Below are 19288 nucleotides of genomic sequence, written 5' to 3' on the forward strand. Positions count from 1 at the left end.
GGGCTCAGCGGTATTCCGGGCCTGTGCGAGGCCCGGAATGACGGGGCGGGGGGGTTAATTTTCGCTGTCGTCGCCGGTGTTGCTCAGGCTGTGCAGGTGCTGACGCGACAGCGACAGGAAGCGCGGTGTAGGGCCAACATCCTCGTACAACGGGTCGCCCTCTTCATCGGTGGCGATGACCTGGCGGCCCTGCACGTACGGAAAGCTGGCCTCCAGCTCTTCCAGGGCGGCCGCCACCAGTTCGCCGAGCAGTTCCTCGGCGGTGCGCTTGGGGTACATGTCGATCAACGCGGCCAGGCGCGCCTCGGATTCCAGGTCCAGGTGCAACACATGGCCCGTGCGGCTGAGGGTGCCGGCGGCGTTCTGTTCCCAGTGCTGGGCGAGTTCACGGATTTTCATGATGACCTCTATGGACGCCTGTGAAGGCTGTACTGCATGGGAGTGTGTGCTTTCACTTTAGTTTGCTTTGGCCGATCACGGCTTGCCATCGTCGGCCGGCTGTGGGCACTCTTGGGTGCATGTCTCGGCCTTTTGTGTGCGGGCACCGCGTGGAATGCTCCGCGGGCATGCTCGCTGCCACAGGGATCGGGTAAAGGCTGAAAGGGAAGCAGTGCGCCAGAGCCGCGCCGGAGAGAGGGCCAATGACCGATATCGATGTGCGTTTGCGTGAAGATGTCCATGTGTTGGGTGAGCTGCTGGGCGAAACCATTCGCCAGCAGCATGGCGATGCGTTCTTGCAGAAGATCGAGGATATCCGCCACAGCGCCAAGGCCGACCGCCGCGGCCCCGGCGAGCAACTGAGCTCGACCCTGGCCGACCTTGCCGAAGAAGACCTGCTACCCGTGGCCAGGGCCTTCAACCAGTTCCTCAACCTGGCCAACATGGCCGAGCAATACCAGCTGATCCGCCGCCGCGACGCCGACCAGCCCGAGCCTTTCGAAGCGCGGGTGCTGCCTGAGCTGCTGGCGCGCCTGAAGCAGGCGGGCCACAGCAACGATGCCCTTGCCCGGCAACTGGCCAAGCTGGACATCCAGCTGGTGCTCACCGCGCACCCCACCGAGGTGGCCCGCCGCACGCTGATCCAGAAATACGACGCCATTGCCGGCCAGCTGGCCGCGCAAGACCACCGCGACCTGATCCCGGCCGAAAGGCAGCAGGTGCGCGAGCGCCTGCGCCGGCTGATCGCCGAAGCCTGGCACACTGAAGAAATCCGCCGCACCCGGCCGACGCCGGTAGATGAAGCCAAGTGGGGCTTCGCAGTCATCGAGCATTCGCTCTGGCACGCCATTCCCAGCCATCTGCGCAAGGTCGACAAGGCCTTGCTCGAGGCCACTGGCCTGCGCCTGCCACTTGAGGCAGCGCCGATCCGCTTTGCTTCGTGGATGGGCGGCGACCGTGATGGCAACCCCAACGTGACCGCCGCCGTCACCCGCGAAGTGCTGCTGCTGGCGCGCTGGATGGCCGCCGATTTGTTCCTGCGCGATATCGATGCCCTGGCCGCTGAGCTTTCGATGCAGCAGGCCAATGACGCGCTGCGCGAACGGGTGGGTGACAGCGCCGAACCTTACCGTGCCGTGCTCAAGCAATTGCGTGACCGCCTGCGCGCCACACGTGCCTGGGCCCATTCGGCACTGGCCAGCAGCCAGCCGGCCAGTGCCGAGGTGCTGGTGGACAACCGCGACCTGATCGCGCCGCTGGAGCTGTGCTACCAGTCGCTGCATGAATGCGGCATGGGCGTGATCGCCGAGGGCCCGCTGCTCGACTGCCTGCGCCGAGCCGTCACCTTCGGGTTGTTCCTCGGCCGTCTGGACGTGCGCCAGGACGCTGCCCGCCACCGTGATGCCCTGACCGAAATCACCGATTACCTGGGCCTGGGGCGTTATGCCGACTGGGATGAAGACCAGCGCATCCAGTTCCTCCAGGCCGAGCTGAAAAACCGCAGGCCACTGTTACCCGCACATTTCAAACCACAGGCCGATACCGCCGAAGTGCTGGCCACCTGCCGGGAGGTGGCGGCAGCACCGGCTGCTTCGCTGGGTTCTTATGTCATCTCCATGGCCGGTGCGGCCTCGGACGTACTGGCGGTGCAACTGCTACTCAAGGAAGCTGGGCTGACCCGGCCGATGCGTGTGGTGCCGCTGTTCGAAACCCTGGCCGACCTCGACAACGCCGGGCCGGTGATGCAGCGCCTGCTTGGCCTGCCAGGTTACCGTGCTGGCCTGCGTGGCCCGCAGGAAGTGATGATCGGCTACTCCGACTCGGCCAAGGACGCCGGCACCACGGCAGCGGCCTGGGCGCAGTACCGGGCGCAGGAAAACCTGGTGCGCATCTGTGCCGAGCATCAGGTCGAGCTGCTGCTGTTCCACGGCCGTGGCGGCACGGTAGGTCGGGGTGGTGGCCCGGCCCACGCGGCGATCCTGTCACAGCCCCCGGGGTCGGTGGCGGGTCGGTTCCGCACCACTGAGCAGGGCGAGATGATCCGTTTCAAGTTCGGTTTGCCGGGCATCGCCGAGCAAAACCTCAACCTGTACCTGGCTGCCGTGCTCGAAGCCACGCTGCTGCCACCACCGCCACCGCAGCCAGCCTGGCGCGAGGTAATGGACCAACTGGCCGCCGATGGCGTCAAGGCTTACCGCAGCGTAGTGCGCGAGAACCCCAATTTTGTCGAGTACTTCCGCCAGTCGACGCCGGAGCAGGAACTGGGGCGCCTGCCGCTGGGCAGCCGGCCGGCCAAGCGCCGCGCGGGCGGCATCGAAAGCCTGCGGGCCATTCCGTGGATCTTCGGCTGGACCCAGACCCGGCTGATGCTGCCGGCCTGGTTGGGCTGGGAGACCGCGCTGAGCAATGCGCTGGCGCGGGGCCAAGGTCACCTGCTGGCGCAAATGCGCGAACAGTGGCCCTTCTTCCGCACCCGCATCGACATGCTGGAGATGGTACTGGCCAAGGCTGATGCGCAAATCGCCGAGGCCTACGACGAACGTCTGGTGCAACCGCACTTGCTTCCTTTAGGTGCGCAATTGCGCGACCTATTGTCGCAGTCGTGCAAGGTGGTACTGGGCCTGACCGGGCAACCGGTGCTACTGGCGCACAGCCCCGAGACACTGGAATTCATCAGCCTGCGCAATACCTATCTGGACCCGTTGCACCGCCTGCAAGCCGAGTTGCTGGCCCGCTCGCGCAGCCGCGAAGCCGCTCTGGACAGCCCGTTGGAGCAGGCCCTGCTGGTGACCGTGGCGGGCATTGCCGCCGGGCTGCGCAACACCGGCTAAGGGCAAGCCCGGGTCATGTCTGGCGAGTGCCATGCAGGCCGGGCCCAACGACGGGGCGGGTGGTTGCACTGGGCGCAACCGCCAGCCCGCTCAGCCGCAAGTGGCGCATTCCTGCAACTTTGGGACGCTTGTCTGGCTGCCGGGCGCTGTGTATCTTGAGCAGCCTTCTGACCGATTTGTGGTCATACCCGATTTTCCGGACTCGGCCCAGTTTGCCGAATCCATTGAATTTCATAAAAAAATTTGAGGAGCACGAGATGCGCGTAATTCTGCTGGGAGCTCCCGGGGCCGGTAAAGGTACTCAGGCAAAGTTCATCACCGAAAAGTTCGGTATCCCCCAGATTTCCACCGGTGACATGCTGCGTGCCGCCGTCAAGGCCGGGACCCCGCTGGGCCTGGAACTGAAGAAAGTCATGGATGCCGGCCAGCTGGTTTCCGACGAGCTGATCATCAGCCTGGTCAAGGAGCGCATCGCCCAGCCTGATTGCGCCAATGGCTGCCTGTTCGACGGCTTCCCACGCACCATCCCGCAAGCCGAAGCGATGGTCGCTGCCGGTGTCGACATCGATGCCGTGGTCGAAATTGCCGTGGACGACGAAGAAATCGTCGGCCGCATGGCTGGCCGCCGCGTGCACCTGGCCTCGGGCCGCACCTACCACATTCAGTACAACCCGCCGAAAGTGGAAGGCAAGGACGATGAGACCGGCGAAGAGCTGATCCAGCGCGATGACGACAAGGAAGAAACCGTTCGCCATCGCCTGTCGGTTTACCACAGCCAGACCAAGCCACTGGTGGACTTCTACCAGAAGCTGTCGGCCGCCAATGCCGGCAAGCCGAAGTACAGCCACATCGAAGGCGTTGGCTCGGTTGAAGCCATCACCGCCAAGGTCCTGGCAGCCCTGAGCTGATCCACGCCTGACGCACCCCGACAACGGCCCGCTAGCGGGCCGTTGTCGTTTCAGGGCTGCAACCCACGGCCGCACAGCGGCCCCTCGGGACACAACGGCGCTGCTGCTCTATACTGCCGCTCTTTTTCACTCGCACCTGGATACCCGTTCGATGACCACCCTGTTGGCCCTGGATACCGCCACCGAAGCCTGTTCCGTCGCGCTGCTGCATGACGGCAAGGTAACCAGCCATTACGAGGTGATTCCACGTCAGCACGCGCAGAAGCTGCTGCCGATGATCAAGCAGTTGCTGGCCGAATCCGGCGTCGCGCTGAATACACTGGATGCCATTGCCTTCGGCCGTGGCCCGGGTGCATTCACCGGTGTGCGCATCGCCATCGGTGTGGTCCAGGGCCTGGCCTTCGCGCTGGAGCGTCCGGTGCTGCCGGTGTCCAATCTGGCCGCATTGGCCCAGGGTGCCTTGCGTGAGCATGGCGCGCAGCAGGTGGCGGCCGCCATCGATGCGCGCATGGATGAAGTGTACTGGGGCTGCTACCAGGCCACGGCGGGTGAAATGCGCCTTGTCGGCCGCGAAGCGGTGTTGCCGCCCGAGCAGGTAGCGCTGCCGGTTGGCAGCAACGGCGAGTGGTTCGGTGCTGGTACCGGCTGGGGCTATGCCGAGCGCCTAGCGGTACAGGTGGCGGCCAGCAACCCTGGCGCTTTGCCCAACGCGCTGGACATTCTCAGCCTGGCCAGCTTCGCCTGGGCGCGTGGCGAGGCCATTGTCGCCGAGCAGGCGCAACCGGTGTATCTGCGCGATAATGTAGCTACGCCGAAGAAGCACTGAGTGCTGTTCGTCGGTGGCCCTGAAACCTTCTGTGCGATCTGTGGTCCAGTTATCACTTAAGCATTAGCGACGGAACTCTGATGCTGCTAAATTGCCATCATTGGTCCTGAGTGCTCATGCCATGCGTATCGACGGTTTCTCATCGCAGTCCTACCCGATCAAGCGCACTCCGCGCAAGGCAGTGGTGCGCGACGAGGCCATCGACGATGCCGAGCTGATCGACGACGCAGAAGTCGCTCCGCAGGAAGCCGCCGCCCGACGTCCTGGCGGTGGCCTGCCAGCCCGCCAGCAGGACATGATCTTCCCCCGCGCCCGTGACCGCCGCACCGCCACCGCATTGGCCAGCTACCTGAGCACCGCCGGTTTCACCGACTGGGACATGGAAGTACTGGGGCTCGACCTGTACATTTGACGGGATGAGCCCATCCCCACTGCCTTATTTTCTCGGTTGCCCGTCATGGAGCGAAAACGCCTGGCGTGAGTACCTGTATCCTGCCGACGCCAACACCAATCAGATGCTGGGTTTCTACAGCCAGGTGTTCAATGCCGTCGAGGGCAACACCACCTTCTATGCACGCCCAGCCCCAGGCACCATCGCCCGCTGGGCGCAGGTAATGCCCCAGCACTTTCGTTTCACCGCCAAGTTCCCCCGCGACGTCAGCCACGAAGGCGACCTGCGCGAGCAGCTTGAGCCCGCCTTCGACTTCACCCGCCTGTTGGCCCCGCTTGGCCAGCGCGTATCGCCGTATTGGCTGCAGCTGCCCGCCCAGTTCGGCCCCGCACGGCTGGGCGAGCTTTGCCGGTTTCTCGATGAAATAGCCGTGCCGGTGGCCGTGGAAGTGCGCAACCAGGCGTTTTTCGCCAAGGGGGAGGAAGAACGGTTGCTCAACCGCCTGCTGCATGAGCGCGGCGTGGAGCGCATCTGTCTTGACCCGCGTGCGTTGTTCAGTTGCACCTCGCGTGACCCTGCTGTGCTGCATGCACAGTCGAAGAAGCCCAAGGTACCGCCCCGTCCGGCCGCTTTCAGCCAGCATCCGCAGGTACGCTTCATCGGCCATCCCGAGCTGGAGGCCAACGAGCCCTTCCTCACCCCTTGGGTAGACAAGGTGGCCGGCTGGATTGAAGAAGGCCGCAGCCCCTATATCTTCCTGCATACCTCGGACAACCGTTTGGCCGCAGCCTTGGCCCAGCGTTTTCACCAGCGCCTGATGGCACGTTTGCCGGGCCTGGCACCTTTGCCGGAATTGCCGCGTGCGCCCGAGGTCGAACAACTGGGGCTACTCTGACCTTTCCCTGACTGCCGGAGGTTGACCATGGATGTGCAAACCCTGCGAGCCGAAGCCTTCAAGGCTCTACATGAACGCGACGGAGCGTTCGTCATCCCCAACCCGTGGGACGCCGGCTCTGCCAAGTTGCTGGCCAGCCTCGGCTTCGAGGCGCTGGCCACCACCAGTGCCGGCCTGGCCTTCAGCCTGGGCCGCCCGGATGCCGAAGGCGCCTTGAGCCTGGACGACACGCTGGACAATGCCGGTGAGATCGTGGATGCCACGCCGTTGCCGGTCGCTGCAGACCTGGAGAACGGTTTTGGCGACCTGCCAGAGAATTGCGCGCAGACCATCCTACGCGCTGCGGAAGTGGGCCTGGTGGGCGGTTCCATCGAGGATGCCAGTGGCCGGAGCGATGCGCCTATCTATGACTTTGGCCTGGCGGTGGAGCGCGTACGCGCGGCGGTCCAGGCCGCGCGTGGCCTGCCATTTCCATTCACCCTGTGCGCCCGGGCAGAAAACCTGCTGCACGGGCGTATGGACCTGGACGACACCATTCTGCGCCTGCAAGCCTATGCGGAGGCTGGCGCCGATGTACTGTACGCCCCCGGGCTGCGAACTGTCGAAGAAGTCCGCGCGGTGGTGCAGGCCGTTGCCCCGCGGCCAGTGAACGTGCTGATGGGCATGCCCGGTGTGCCGCTGAGCGTGAACCAGTTGCAGGACCTGGGTGTGCGTCGTATCAGCGTCGGTTCGTCGCTGGCCCGTGCTGCACTGGGGGCCTTCCAGCGGGCGGCGCTGGAAATTCGCGATGAGGGTACGTTCGGCTACGGTGAACAGGCCCTGCCTTTCGCCCAGCTAAACGACCTGTTCCGCCGCTGATGCGGGGCGCGATGGTGCTGCTGGCCGGCCTGCTGTTAGCGACCGGCATGGCATGGTACTTCGGCTGGCGCCTGCCTGCGGTGTGGAACCCATGGGCGCCCTTGGACGTACGCCAGCCGCCCAACCTGCTGACGCCTTACAAGCTTTCGCGCTTGCGCAATGACCCGGCGCTGTGCCGCCAGGCACTGGAAACCAGCCAGCTGCGCTACCGCGCACAGGCCGACAGCCCGGCCTCGGCCAACTGCCCGCTGCAAAACATATGGCGTATCGAAAGCGGCCAGGCGCGCCTCAGCAGCAGTTTCCTGGCCAGTTGCCCGTTGGCGGTGGCCTACGCGCTGTTCGAAAACCATGGCTTGCAGCCGGCGGCCCAGGACGTGTTTGGGCAAGCGGTGACGCAGGTCGACCACCTGGGCAGCTTTGCCTGCCGCAATGTCTACCACCGCAAGCAGGGCCGTTTGAGCCAGCACGCCACGGCCAATGCTCTGGACATCAGCGGCTTTCGCCTGCAGGACGGGCAGCGGATTGTCCTGGCGCGTGACTGGCAGGCGGGTGGGCAGAAGGCGGCGTTCCTGCGCCGGGTACAGCGGGCGGCTTGCGAGAGCTTCAGCACGGTACTGGGGCCGGACTACAACGCTGCGCACCGCAACCACTTCCACCTGGACATGGGGCGCTGGCAGATCTGTCGTTAGCCTCAGGCGTACGCGCGCACGTTGTTCAGCACCACTGGGCGCGCCCAGTGGATGTCGAACTCCAGGTCATTCTGCTGCTTCGCCAGTGTGGCGTCGTCGAAGGGTTCCGGGGCCGGGTCCAGCAGGTTGCTTTCCAGCTCGGCGATGGGCAGGAACAGCGAGCGCGGAGCAGGGCCAGGGCCGGGTTCGGCGATCGGCTGACCCTGGCTCATCACCACCGGGCGCAGCCAGCTGTTGTTGATGTCGAGCTGGCGCTGTTGCTCGATCAGTTCCATGGCGCTGAACGGCTCGGGGGCGGGCGGCAGCAGCTTGGCTTCAAGCTCGGCCTTGGGCAGAAACAACGGTTCGGGCGGCGCCACGATGGTGTCGTGCACCGGGCAGGCGCGCTGGGCGTCGATCATGGCCAGCGCGCGGGCGCCACCGATCGGTTCGCCGCTGTCCTGGTCGTACTTCACGAACGACTGGCTGATGCTGTCTACCGGCTCTTCCTGCTGCTCGGCCATGGCCCGGGCAAAGAAATCCTGCCACAGGTGGCTGACGCCCCCGAGTGCCTGGGTATTCTGCTGGCTGTAGTTGTCGACAGGCGACAAATAGGTCAAGCCGATGGGAAGAGTATCTGACATGGCAGTCGTGCGCGTTGTGCTCTGGCAGAATAGCGGGATATTGCCTGTATCGGCCGTCATGGCCGATACCTTAATGGCTGGGTTCAATTTCTAGGTGTGGAAGATGGAAGAGCAGGGCACAGGTATCCGGGTCGAGGCGCTGTCGGCTGAATTCGAGGCGCAGGCCGCTGCGTGGGCCGAGCGCCTGGCGCTACCGTTGCAGGACGAGGGCGCTGGCTTTGCCGTGCAGGTGGGGGTTGATGGCTTGCAGATCCAGCAGTTGGGCCCGCAGGCTCCGGGGCCGGTACGTGTGGACTTCGTCGAAGGCCAGGCCGCGCATCGCCGGCAGTTTGGCGGCGGCAACGGGCAGATGATCGCCAAGGCCGTGGGCATTGCCCAGGGTGTACGGCCGCAGGTGCTGGATGCCACGGCGGGCCTGGGCAAGGATGCGTTCGTGCTGGCCAGCCTGGGCTGCCAGATGACCCTGATCGAACGCCAGCCATTGATTGCCGCGCTGCTGGAAGATGGCTTGGCGCGGGCGCGGACGGATGATGAGGTCGGCCCCATCGTCGGGCGCATGCGCCTGCTGACTGGCAACGCTATCGAGCGCATGCGCAGTTGGGAAGGCGATGCGCCGCAGGTGATCTACCTTGACCCGATGTTCCCGCACCGCGACAAGAGTGCGTTGGTGAAAAAGGAAATGCGTGTGTTCCGGCCTTTGGTCGGTGACGACCTGGATGCCCCGGCCCTGCTCGAAGCCGCCCTGGCGCTGGCCAGCCACCGGGTGGTGGTGAAGCGCCCGCGCAAAGCGCCGATCATCGACGGGCCAAAGCCAAGCCATAGCCTGGAGGGCAAGTCGAGCCGGTATGACATTTACCCCAAGAAAGCGCTGAAAGCCTGATTTCTGGCGCGTGTGTGGGCCCTTTGCGGTCAAAGCCGCAAAGAGGCCCGCACAGGCATTCAGGTATCAGGGTTTGAATGCCCGCAAGAACACCCCCACCACCTCGCGCACATGCGCCTCGGCCTCGTCCCCCTCCAAGGGCGCTGCGCACCCCAGCAGCAAGCGGTAATCCGGCGCCCCCTTGACCAGGCAGAAGAAGTGCTCCGCCGCACGCAGCGGGTTGTCGATGCGCAGCAGCCCACGCTCATGCGCCCCGCGCAGCAGCGCCTCCATCCCAGCCAGTACGCGCTTGGGTCCGGCCTCGTAGAAGTATTCGCCAAAGCTGGGGTCCAGGCTGCCCTGGGCCATGATCAGGCGGCTGAGCTTGACCGCTTCGTCACTGCTGATTAGGGCCTGGAAGTTGCGGGCGATGGTCAGCAGCACTTCTTCCACCGGTACCCCCTCGGGATACTCGAACAGCAGGTCAGGCAACTGGATCTGGCACGTGGCCATCACCGCCGAGCAGAACAGTGTCTGCTTGTCGGTGAAGTGACTGTACACGGTCAGTTTTGAAACACCTGCCGCCGCAGCGACCGCATCCATGCTGGTGTTGGCGTAACCAAGGCTGAGGAACAGGGCCTTGGCGGCCTCGAGAATCGCCTCGCGTTTGGCCAGGTCCTTTGGCCGGCCTGGGCCTATGGGTGCGTCGTTGGGCATTGTGGTCTGCATCTGGTTTAAGAATCACCATCTTAACGGGTCAGCCGCGATCCGGCTAAACACCAGCGCACATTTCCCTGCGGCCTATGAGCGGGCAGTTGATCGACAAGCGCGGTGCCGTTCAGCCGCCGCCTGATCTCACAGGCGCCAGAGGGCTCCAGCCAAGTCGTCGAAAAACCAGCGCATGCCCTTCCCGACATCGTTGCGCTGATTTAATATACCAGCCAGTACAAATATTAAATGTGCACTTCGCGAAAGGATTCATCATGTTGCGCCATGCCTTGTCCATCGCTCTGCCCGCCGCCGCTGCCCTGCTTCTGGCGGCGTGTGGCCAGGAAGCTGCCCCACCCGCCGCGCCACGCCCGGCACTGGTGGTGCAGCCGCAGCCTGCCGAAGCCGCTGCCGACAGTTACCCCGGTGAAGTGCGCGCGCGCTTCGAGCCGGAGCTGGCCTTCCGCATTGGCGGCAAGGTCAGCAAGCGCCTGGTGGAGGAGGGGCAGCGGGTCAAGGCCGACCAACCGCTGGCCGAGCTGGACCCGCAGGACGTACGCCTGCAACTTGAGGCCAACCGCGCCCAGCTGGCGGCTGCCGAAGCCAACCTGGCATTGGTGCGCGCCGAGCGTGATCGCTACCAGAAGCTGCTGGAACGGCAAATGGTCAGCCACTCCCAGTTCGACAACGCCGAAAACCTCTACCGCGCCGGCCTTGCCCGGCTGAAGCAGGCCAAAGCGGAGTTCGATGTGGCCGGCAATCAGGCCGAATATGCCGTGCTGCGCGCGCCGCAGGCCGGTGTGGTGGCCAAGCGTCAGGTTGAAGTGGGCCAGGTGGTTGCCGCCGGGCAAACCGTGTTCACCCTGGCTACTGATGGTGAGCGAGAAGTGGCCATCGGCCTGCCGGAGCAGCAGTTCGCCCGTTTCGCTGTGGGCCAACCGGTGAGCGTGGAGTTGTGGTCGCACCCGCAGGCGCGTTTCCAGGGGCGCATTCGCGAGCTGTCACCGGCTGCCGACCCGCGCTCGCGCACGTTCGCGGCGCGTATCGCCTTTACCACGGCCGCCGTACCGGCTGAATTGGGCCAAAGCGCCCGTGTGTTCATCGCCAAGGATGGGCTGATCCCGCTGGCGGTACCGCTGTCGGCAGTGACTGCGGAAAATGGTCAGGCCTACGTCTGGCGGGTGAGCAAGGAAAGCCGGCTGGAGCGGGTGACGGTGCGTCTGGGGGCTTATGGCAGCGACAGTGTACCGGTGCTCGAGGGCCTGGCCCCGGGTGACTGGGTGGTTGCCGCGGGTGGCCATGTACTGCGGGAGGGCCAGGAGGTACGCCCGGTTGACCGCAGCAACCGTGTAGTGAACCTGACGGCCAAGGAGTAAGTCCCGATGGGTTTCAATCTTTCTGCCTGGGCGCTGCGCAACCGCCAGATCGTCCTGTTCCTGATGATCCTGCTGGCGGCCATCGGCGCCATGTCCTACACCAAGCTGGGCCAGAGCGAAGACCCGCCGTTCACCTTCAAGGCCATGGTCATCCGCACCCTTTGGCCGGGGGCCACGGCGGAGGAAGTGTCACGCCAGGTGACCGAGCGCATCGAGAAAAAGCTGATGGAAACCGGCGAGTACGAGAGGATCGTCTCGTTCTCCCGCCCCGGCGAATCACAAGTCACCTTCATGGCCCGCGACTCGCTGCATTCCAAGGACATCCCCGAACTGTGGTACCAGATCCGCAAAAAGGTCGCGGACATTCGCCACACCCTGCCGCCAGAAATCCAGGGGCCGTTTTTCAACGACGAGTTCGGCACCACCTTCGGCAACATCTACGCGCTGACCGGTGAGGGCTTCGATTATGCGGTGCTCAAGGATTACGCCGACCGCATCCAGATCCAGCTGCAGCGGGTCAAGGACGTGGGCAAGGTCGAGCTGATCGGCCTGCAGGACGAGAAAGTCTGGATCGAGCTGTCCAACCTCAAGCTGGCCACGCTCGGTGTGCCGCTGGAGGCTGTGCAGAAGGCCCTGCAAGAGCAGAACGCGGTCAGCACAGCCGGCTTCTTCGAAACCCCTAGCGAGCGCCTGCAACTGCGGGTGAGCGGGCGCTTCGACAGCGTCGAGCAGATTCGCCAGTTCCCCATCCGCGTGGGTGACCGCACCTTCCGTATCGGCGATGTGGCCGAAGTGCACCGTGGCTTCAATGACCCACCCGCACCGCGGATGCGCTTCATGGGCGAAGATGCCATTGGCCTGGCGGTATCGATGAAGGATGGCGGCGATATCCTGATGCTGGGCAAGGCGCTGGAAGGCGAGTTCGAACGGCTGGCGCACAACTTGCCGGCCGGCATGGAGCTGCGCAAGGTCTCGGACCAGCCGGCAGCGGTCAAGGCCGGTGTGGGCGAGTTCGTCCAGGTACTGGCCGAGGCGCTGGTCATCGTGTTGCTGGTGAGCTTCTTCTCGCTGGGCCTGCGCACCGGCCTGGTGGTGGCACTGGCGATCCCGCTGGTGCTGGCCATGACCTTTGCCGCCATGCATTACTTTGGTATCGGCCTGCACAAGATTTCGCTCGGTGCACTGGTGCTGGCCTTGGGCCTGCTGGTGGACGATGCGATCATTGCCGTGGAAATGATGGCGATCAAGATGGAGCAGGGCTACGACCGCCTGAAGGCGGCCAGCCATGCCTGGACCAGCACCGCCTTCCCGATGCTGACTGGCACCCTGATCACCGCGGCAGGCTTTCTGCCAATTGCCACGGCCGCCTCCAGCACCGGCGAATACACCCGTTCGATCTTCCAGGTGGTGACCATTGCCTTGCTCACGTCTTGGGTCGCGGCCGTGGTGTTCGTGCCTTACCTGGGCGAACGCCTGCTGCCGGACCTGGCCAGGCTGCACGCCGCCCGCCATGGCAAGGACGGCCACGCACCGGACCCGTACGCCACGCCGTTCTATCAGCGCGTCCGGCGGGTGGTGGAATGGTGCGTGCGGCGCCGTAAAACGGTGATCCTGCTGACCATTGCCGCTTTTGTCGGCAGCATTTTGCTGTTCCGCTTCGTGCCCCAGCAGTTTTTCCCGGCCTCTGGGCGGCCGGAGCTAATGGTCGATCTGAAGCTGGGCGAAGGCGCTTCGCTGACCAATACCGCCCAGCGGGTCAAGCAACTGGAGGCGCTGTTGAAGCAGCAGGACGGCATCGTCAACTACGTGGCCTATGTGGGCACCGGTTCGCCGCGCTTCTACTTGCCACTGGACCAGCAACTGCCGGCAGCCAGCTTCGCCCAGTTCGTGGTGCTGGCCAAGTCGATGGAAGACCGCGAGCGTTTGCGCAGCTGGCTGATCAGCACCGTCGACCAGCAGTTCCCGGACTTGCGCGCCCGCGTTACCCGCCTGGAAAACGGCCCGCCCGTGGGCTACCCGGTGCAGTTCCGGGTCACCGGCGAGCATATCGAACAAGCCCGTGCCCTGGCCCGTGAAGTGGCTGACAAGGTGCGCGAGAACCCGCATGTGGTGAACGTACACCTGGACTGGGAAGAACCGAGCAAAGCGGTGTTCCTCGAGATTGACCAGGACCGTGCCCGCGCGCTGGGGGTGAGTACCGCGCACCTGGCGAGCTTCCTGCAGAGCTCGTTGATCGGCAGCACGGTCAGCCAGTACCGCGAGGACAACGAGCTGATCGAGATCCTGCTGCGCGGTACGCTGCAGGAGCGTAGCGAGCTGGGCAACCTCGGCAGCCTGGCGTTGCCCACCGATAACGGCCAGAGCGTGGCGCTGTCGCAGGTAGCGACCCTGGAGTACGGCTTCGAGGAAGGCATCATCTGGCACCGCAACCGCCTGCCGACGGTGACCGTGCGCGCCGATATCTACGACAAGGAGCAACCGGCCACGTTGGTGAAACAGATCGAGCCGACGCTGCGGGAGATACGTGCCAAGCTGCCGGACGGCTACCTGCTGGAAGTGGGCGGTACGGTTGAAGATTCCGAGCGCGGGCAGAAGTCGGTGAATGCCGGTATGCCATTGTTCATCGTGGTGGTGCTGAGCTTGCTGATGATCCAGTTGCGCAGCTTCTCGCGCACGGTGATGGTGTTCCTTACCGCGCCGCTGGGGCTGATTGGCGTGACCCTGTTCCTGCTGGTGTTCCGCCAGCCGTTCGGCTTTGTCGCCATGCTCGGCACCATTGCCCTGGCGGGGATGATCATGCGCAACTCAGTCATTTTGGTGGACCAGATCGAGCAGGACATTGCGGCGGGTATGGAGCGTTGGCAGGCGATCATCGAGGCCACGGTGCGGCGCTTCCGCCCGATCGTTCTGACTGCGCTGGCGGCAGTGCTGGCGATGATCCCGTTGTCGCGCAGTGTGTTCTACGGGCCGATGGCGGTGGCGATCATGGGAGGGTTGATCGTGGCCACGGCGCTGACGCTGTTGTTCCTGCCGGCGTTGTATGCGGCGTGGTTCAGGGTCAAGAAAGGCTGAAGACCAGCGGGTGCCTGTGGGAGCGGGCTTGTCCCGCGAAGCATCCAACACGGTGCATGGCACCGGCTTCGCCGGTGTTCGCGGGACAAGCCCGCTCCCACAGGGATTGCACTAGATTCTAGAAATTGAGCAAGCCAGTTGTTTCCCCAGGTACTGCATCAGCCTCAAGCCCGCTGGGCCATCAGAGGGCGCCGAAGACCTTCTTGGCGAGGCTGGTAGCTGCCTGCGCCGGGTTCTGGCGAATGCTCTGCTCTTGCTTGCCGATCATCTCGAACAGGCCGTCCAGCGCTTTTTCGGTCACATAGTTCTCGATATTGGCGTCATCCTTGACCAGCCCCAGGCCTTTGGCCTGGGCGGCGAAGGCATTGTACTGCTGGACCACGCCAACCTTGTCGGTAGCCTGCTTGACGATTGGCAGGAACTTGGCGCGGATCTGGTCGCGGCTGCTCTTGTTCAGGTACTGGGTGGCCGAGTCGGCACCGCCGCTGAGGATGCCCTTGGCGTCGGTCACGCTCATGTTCTTCACGGCATCCACCAGAATCGCCTGGGCCTGTGGCACGGCAGCCTCGGCAGCATTGTTCATGCTGGTTTCCAGGGCTTCGACCTGTTCACCCTTGCCGAACATCTTCATCGCCTTGGCTGCCTTGCCCAGGTTGCCCGGCAGTTCGATGCGCACGTCCGGGTTATTGCTGAAGCCACCGGGGGTGCTCAGTTGCTTGACCGCCAGTTGAGCGCCTTGGGTCAGGGCATCCTTCAAGCCACCGGTGGCGTCTTTCTGGCTCAGGTCGCCCAGCGACAGGGCCAAGGCGCTGGCCGACAGCAGCAAGCCGGCGCACAGGGTGGTGAAGCGCAGGGAAGTGCGGATCATGAAGCTTTCCTTGTAAACGGATGAATACGGGTATCAGCGAACCTGGTCGACCTTGACGCGCACGGGCTGCGCATCACTGCCGTCGAGCATGACAGCGTGGTGTTCGGTGTTGATGAACAGCAGCTTGCCATCCAGCTCGATGCGTGCGCTCACCGCATAGCGGTGGCCGGGCTTGACCTGGCTCGGGTCGTAGGTGAGGTGGAACGGCAGCGGCACGTTGCCTTTGACCGGGCCGGCCTGGCGCGCCAGGGTTACCGCCGGGGCGTCCATCAGCGATACGTCCTGCAGCGCTACGCTGAGGGTGGCGGCAGGTGGCAGGGCGATGCGCTGCAGGTAGAAGACTTCACCCTCCAGACTGGCCTGGTTGGAAGGGGTTTGGCTGGAACAGGCTGCGAGCAGTGATGCGCAACACAGCATAAAGAGCTTTTTCATGGAATCTCCGTGGTCCTTGGAGCCGGCTTGTGGCCAACCCCAGGGACTTTAGCGGATTTTCCCGTCGGATAAAGCCTCAGATGGTCGAAGTTTCCAGCCCGTCTTCCCGGTGCAGGGCCACCTGGCGGATCGACAGGCGCAACTCGGCTGACAGCACACGCTTGGCCACGCCCTCGGCCAGCTCGCCGAGCTTGTCGTGGTAGCCCAGCTTGCCTTGGGTGTCGGTGTGCAGCACGCCTTGCTGGAGTAACGTCTGGATGAAGTGGCGGAACAGCGTCTTGTCGAAGAACTCCGGCGCGTTCAAGCCATGCAGGATCGACAGGCGCTGGGCCATCATTACGCACAGGTCTTCCAGTTCTTCGGCGCTCAGGCTGTTCTGGCCGCTGTTGAGCAGCAGCGAAGTGGCCATGTAGAAACGCTGCAGGGTCTGGGTGATGGTGCGGGCAAGCAGGGTCAGCAGCACGAACTGCCGCGAGCTGGGCGCCGGGCGCACGTACAGGTCGTTGTCCTGGCGCAGCAGTCCCTGTTCGACCAGTGCAGCCAGCCATTGGTCAATGACGTCGTCCAGCTGCTCTGGCGTCCAGCGCAGGAACAGCTCGGCCTGCAGGTACGGGTACAACGCATGCACATACTGGCCCAGCAGTTCGCGGCTCATGCGCGAGCTGCTGAGGAAAAAACTGGCCAGCAGTGCCGGCAGGGCGAAGATGTGCAGCACGTTGTTGCGGTAATACGTCATCAGCACCGCATTGCCTTCATCCAGGTACAGGATGCGGCCCAGAGCGTCCTTCTGTTCGGCTATCAGGTTCATGCTGCGCACGTGTTCGATCAGCGCCTGGCCGTCACCTTCGGGCAGGGTAGTGTGTGGCGAGTAGGGCACGCGACGCAGCAGGGCCAGGTACAGGTCGAGCACCCGGGTCAGGGCGCGCTCGTCCAGCGCCAGGCGGCTGGTGGACAGCAGCGCCATTGCCACCAGGTTGACTGGGTTGATCGCCGCCGCCTCGTTCAGGTGGCGGGCCACGGTCTCGCCCAGGCGTGTGGTGGTTGCGTTGAGCCAGTCCGGGCGGTACTGCGGGCCGTGCTCCTGTTCACGCCAGCCGGGCTGCTGCTGGTCGAGGAAGCCGGCCAGGCGGATCGGTTCGCCGAAGTTGACGTAGACCTGGCCGAACCGCTGCTTGAGCGCGCCGAACACCTTGAAGATGTCGAACACCGACTCCTTCTTCTTGCTGGCACCGCGCAGCTCGCCGAGGTAGGTGCGGCCTTCGAGCACCCGCTCGTAGCCGATGTACACCGGGACGAACACGATCGGTGTGCGCGACGAGCGCAGGAAGCTACGCAGGGTGATGGCCAGCATCCCGGTGCGTGGCTGCAGCATGCGCCCAGTACGCGAGCGGCCGCCTTCGACGAAGTACTCGACCGGGAAGCCCTTGGTGTACAGGGTATGCAGGTATTCGTTGAACACTGCGGTGTACAGCGGGTTGCCCTTGAACGTGCGGCGCATGAAGAAGGCGCCGCCACGGCGCAGGAGGTTGCCCACCACCGGCATGTTGAGGTTGATGCCCGCCGCCACATGCGGCGGGGTGAGCCCGTTGCGGAACAGCAGGTACGACAGCAGCAGGTAGTCGATGTGGCTGCGGTGGCACGGCACGTAGATCACTTCGTGGCCGGGCGCGATGCCTTGCACCTGTTCGATGTGATTGACCTTGATGCCGTCGTAGATCTTGTTCCAGAACCAACTGAGCACCACCTCAAGGAAGCGGATGGCGGTGTAGGTGTAGTCCGAGGCGATTTCATTGCCGTAGCGCAGCGCCTGGGCTTCGGCCTTGGCCAGCGGCAGGTTCTCGCGTTGCGCCTCGTCGGTGATGGCCTGGCGTACCAGCGGGGCGTGGACCAGCCCTTTGACCAGGTTGCGTCGGTGCGAGATGTCCGGGCCGATGACGGCGGTCTTGAGGTTGCGAAAGTGCACGCGCATCAGGCGTTGGGCCATGCGCACGGTGCGCTCGTGGCCCTTGTTGTGCTGCACCAGTTCACGCAGGTGAATCGGTGCGGAGAACTGCACCCGGGTCTTGCGCCCCAGGATCAGTACGGTCAGTAGCCGGCGCAGGCGCCCGGTTACCGCCCAGCTGTCGGCGAACAGCAGCTTCCACGGGCTGGACTCACTGGCCGGGGTCTGGCCCCAGAACACGCTGACAGGAATGATCTGCGCATCTTCTTCGGCATGCTGGCTGACGGCAGCCACCAGGCGCTCGAGCGTGGGCGGCGCGCCGCTTTTGTCCTGCCGGCCGAGCCAGTCCGGGTCGGGTGTCAGGTAGAAGAACGCGGCGGGTTCCTGCAGTGGGCCCACGGCTACCGGCAGCACCGGGCGTGGCAGCCCGGCCTTGGTGCATTCGTGGTCGAGCACGGCCAGGTCGGTGAGCGCCGGTGACGGCAGGGCATAGAACACTGGCCGGCTGCGGTCCAGGTTCAACGACATCGAGGACTGGTTGATGGTCTCGGAGCGCACCCACAGGTACAACAGGCGACGCAGGGCGCCGAAGATCATGCGGCGCAGGGGGGAACGGGTCATGGGGTGTGTGCCCTGGGTGAGATGTTCAGATGGGTATCCAGCCATTTAGTCTGCCGTATGTGCGCAAGTTCAGCAAAAATCGGCCATCAGCGGGAGCGTCATCAATTTTTTTTGTTCTGTGTCATATACTCGGCCTGCCACTTGCAGGATATTTCGACAAGCGGCGTTGGTGCGGGGCAGGTGACCCCATGCCTACAAGGCGATTTTCACAATAAAAATCCGGAGTAGTTCAGATGTCGTCTCGTGAGACTGGGAATGTAAAGTGGTTCAACGATGCCAAGGGTTATGGCTTCATTCAGCGCGAAGGTGGTGCGGATGTGTTCGTCCACTATCGGGCGATCCGCGGTGAGGGGCATCGTACCCTGGTCGAAGGGCAGCGCGTGGAATACGCCTGCGTGCAGGGCCAGAAAGGCCTGCAAGCCGAAGACGTAGTGGGCCTCTGAGCCTCATGATGTAACGGTTTGTTGAGGGAGCCGGCTTGCCGGCGATTACCGGCGAAACCGGTGCCGGGCACCGTGCTGCCTGCATCGCCGGCCAGCCGGGCTCCCACAAAAAATACCGCTCAGGAAGTACGCCAGGTGATTTCCTCTTCACCGTCGGCACTGATACGGACCCAACGGTCGGCATCTTCTTCGCCGTCTTCCTCGACCCAGCCTCCCGGCGCGCAGCGCACTTCCACACCCAGTGCGGCGAATGCAGCGCGGGCGCAGGCCACGTCATCGTCCCAGGGCGTCTGGTCGCTTTCCAGGTACAGGCTGTTCCATTTCCCTACAGCCTTCGGTAACCAGGTGACCGGAATGTTACCGGCCAGGCATTTGAAGGTATGGCCTTTCTGCTGCCATTCGCTGCACGGGCCGATTGCCTGGGCGAGCCACTCGGCAATCTGCTTGTGGTCGACGTCGGCGTCCTTCAGGTAGATCTCGATATCAGGTTGGCGCATAAGGGCTCCGG

General features: G+C 64.2%; 18 protein-coding genes. 11 read left to right on the forward strand and 7 right to left on the reverse strand.

The features are described 5' to 3' along the window. Nucleotides 1-54: 54 nt before the first annotated feature. The gene (locus tag OO258_RS25175) at nt 55-399 is read right to left on the reverse strand and encodes a pilin assembly protein (RefSeq protein ID WP_266034038.1); all 345 of its coding nucleotides are present in this window, start codon (nt 397-399) and stop codon (nt 55-57) included. 242 nt (nt 400-641) lie between these two features. Between OO258_RS25175 and ppc the strand changes: the two genes are divergently transcribed. From ppc to OO258_RS25210, 7 genes are all read left to right on the forward strand, one after another. Continuing rightward, complete coding sequence (gene ppc, locus OO258_RS25180) at nt 642-3269, forward strand: phosphoenolpyruvate carboxylase (protein WP_266034040.1); 2628 nt, start codon at nt 642-644, stop codon at nt 3267-3269. Between the two features lie 257 nt (nt 3270-3526). Next, nucleotides 3527-4177 carry an adenylate kinase gene (adk, locus tag OO258_RS25185; RefSeq protein WP_266034043.1) on the forward strand — a complete coding sequence of 217 codons (651 nt, stop codon included), beginning with the start codon at nt 3527-3529 and terminating at the stop codon, nt 4175-4177. Nucleotides 4178-4328: 151 nt separating this feature from the next. Further along, on the forward strand, nt 4329-5003 hold the full coding sequence (gene tsaB, locus OO258_RS25190; protein WP_266034046.1) for a tRNA (adenosine(37)-N6)-threonylcarbamoyltransferase complex dimerization subunit type 1 TsaB: 675 nt from the start codon (nt 4329-4331) through the stop codon (nt 5001-5003). A gap of 121 nt (nt 5004-5124) precedes the next feature. Further along, nucleotides 5125-5415, forward strand: a complete 291-nt coding sequence (locus tag OO258_RS25195; protein WP_266034049.1) for a hypothetical protein — start codon at nt 5125-5127, stop codon at nt 5413-5415. A 4-nt stretch (nt 5416-5419) separates the two neighbouring features. Next, nucleotides 5420-6289: a DUF72 domain-containing protein gene (locus tag OO258_RS25200; RefSeq protein ID WP_266034051.1), complete on the forward strand. Its 870-nt coding sequence runs from the start codon at nt 5420-5422 to the stop codon at nt 6287-6289. 27 nt (nt 6290-6316) lie between these two features. Beyond that, nucleotides 6317-7147 carry an isocitrate lyase/PEP mutase family protein gene (locus tag OO258_RS25205; protein ID WP_266034054.1) on the forward strand — a complete coding sequence of 277 codons (831 nt, stop codon included), beginning with the start codon at nt 6317-6319 and terminating at the stop codon, nt 7145-7147. After that, on the forward strand, nt 7147-7836 hold the full coding sequence (locus OO258_RS25210; RefSeq protein WP_266034057.1) for an extensin family protein: 690 nt from the start codon (nt 7147-7149) through the stop codon (nt 7834-7836). Before OO258_RS25205 ends, OO258_RS25210 begins: the two co-directional genes overlap by 1 nt. Before the next feature lie 2 nt (nt 7837-7838). On the opposite strand, the gene OO258_RS25215 is transcribed toward OO258_RS25210, so the two are convergent. Beyond that, nucleotides 7839-8459 (reverse strand): energy transducer TonB, encoded by a 621-nt coding sequence (locus OO258_RS25215; protein ID WP_266034059.1) that lies wholly within the window; start codon nt 8457-8459, stop codon nt 7839-7841. A 103-nt stretch (nt 8460-8562) separates the two neighbouring features. Here OO258_RS25215 and OO258_RS25220 point away from each other — a divergent pair, with 103 nt between their 5' ends. Beyond that, complete coding sequence (locus OO258_RS25220; RefSeq protein ID WP_266034061.1) at nt 8563-9339, forward strand: class I SAM-dependent methyltransferase; 777 nt, start codon at nt 8563-8565, stop codon at nt 9337-9339. A 66-nt stretch (nt 9340-9405) separates the two neighbouring features. On the opposite strand, the gene OO258_RS25225 is transcribed toward OO258_RS25220, so the two are convergent. Further along, on the reverse strand, nt 9406-10047 hold the full coding sequence (locus tag OO258_RS25225) for a TetR/AcrR family transcriptional regulator (RefSeq protein WP_266034064.1): 642 nt from the start codon (nt 10045-10047) through the stop codon (nt 9406-9408). Nucleotides 10048-10301: 254 nt separating this feature from the next. On the opposite strand from OO258_RS25225, the gene OO258_RS25230 reads away from it, so the two are divergent. Continuing rightward, a complete protein-coding gene (locus tag OO258_RS25230) occupies nt 10302-11402 on the forward strand; it encodes an efflux RND transporter periplasmic adaptor subunit (RefSeq protein ID WP_266034068.1) in 1101 nt (366 codons plus the stop codon). Nucleotides 11403-11408: 6 nt separating this feature from the next. Further along, nucleotides 11409-14474 carry an efflux RND transporter permease subunit gene (locus OO258_RS25235; protein WP_266034070.1) on the forward strand — a complete coding sequence of 1022 codons (3066 nt, stop codon included), beginning with the start codon at nt 11409-11411 and terminating at the stop codon, nt 14472-14474. Nucleotides 14475-14655: 181 nt separating this feature from the next. Here the strand turns inward: OO258_RS25235 and OO258_RS25240 are convergent, their stop codons facing one another. The 3 genes from OO258_RS25240 to plsB form a co-directional block, all read right to left on the reverse strand. Then, nucleotides 14656-15342, reverse strand: coding sequence for a DUF4197 domain-containing protein (locus tag OO258_RS25240; protein WP_266034074.1), 687 nt, complete (start codon nt 15340-15342; stop codon nt 14656-14658). Between the two features lie 33 nt (nt 15343-15375). Further along, nucleotides 15376-15774: a YbaY family lipoprotein gene (locus OO258_RS25245; protein WP_110747027.1), complete on the reverse strand. Its 399-nt coding sequence runs from the start codon at nt 15772-15774 to the stop codon at nt 15376-15378. 76 nt (nt 15775-15850) lie between these two features. After that, nucleotides 15851-18337 carry a glycerol-3-phosphate 1-O-acyltransferase PlsB gene (gene plsB, locus OO258_RS25250; RefSeq protein ID WP_266034078.1) on the reverse strand — a complete coding sequence of 829 codons (2487 nt, stop codon included), beginning with the start codon at nt 18335-18337 and terminating at the stop codon, nt 15851-15853. Between the two features lie 233 nt (nt 18338-18570). Between plsB and OO258_RS25255 the strand changes: the two genes are divergently transcribed. Further along, complete coding sequence (locus OO258_RS25255; protein WP_003252255.1) at nt 18571-18780, forward strand: cold-shock protein; 210 nt, start codon at nt 18571-18573, stop codon at nt 18778-18780. 119 nt (nt 18781-18899) lie between these two features. Here the strand turns inward: OO258_RS25255 and OO258_RS25260 are convergent, their stop codons facing one another. Continuing rightward, on the reverse strand, nt 18900-19277 hold the full coding sequence (locus tag OO258_RS25260) for a hypothetical protein (protein ID WP_110747022.1): 378 nt from the start codon (nt 19275-19277) through the stop codon (nt 18900-18902). Between the last annotated feature and the right edge of the window lie 11 nt (nt 19278-19288).

The organism is Pseudomonas sp. DCB_BI (assembly GCF_026240995.1).
Lineage (GTDB): Bacteria > Pseudomonadota > Gammaproteobacteria > Pseudomonadales > Pseudomonadaceae > Aquipseudomonas.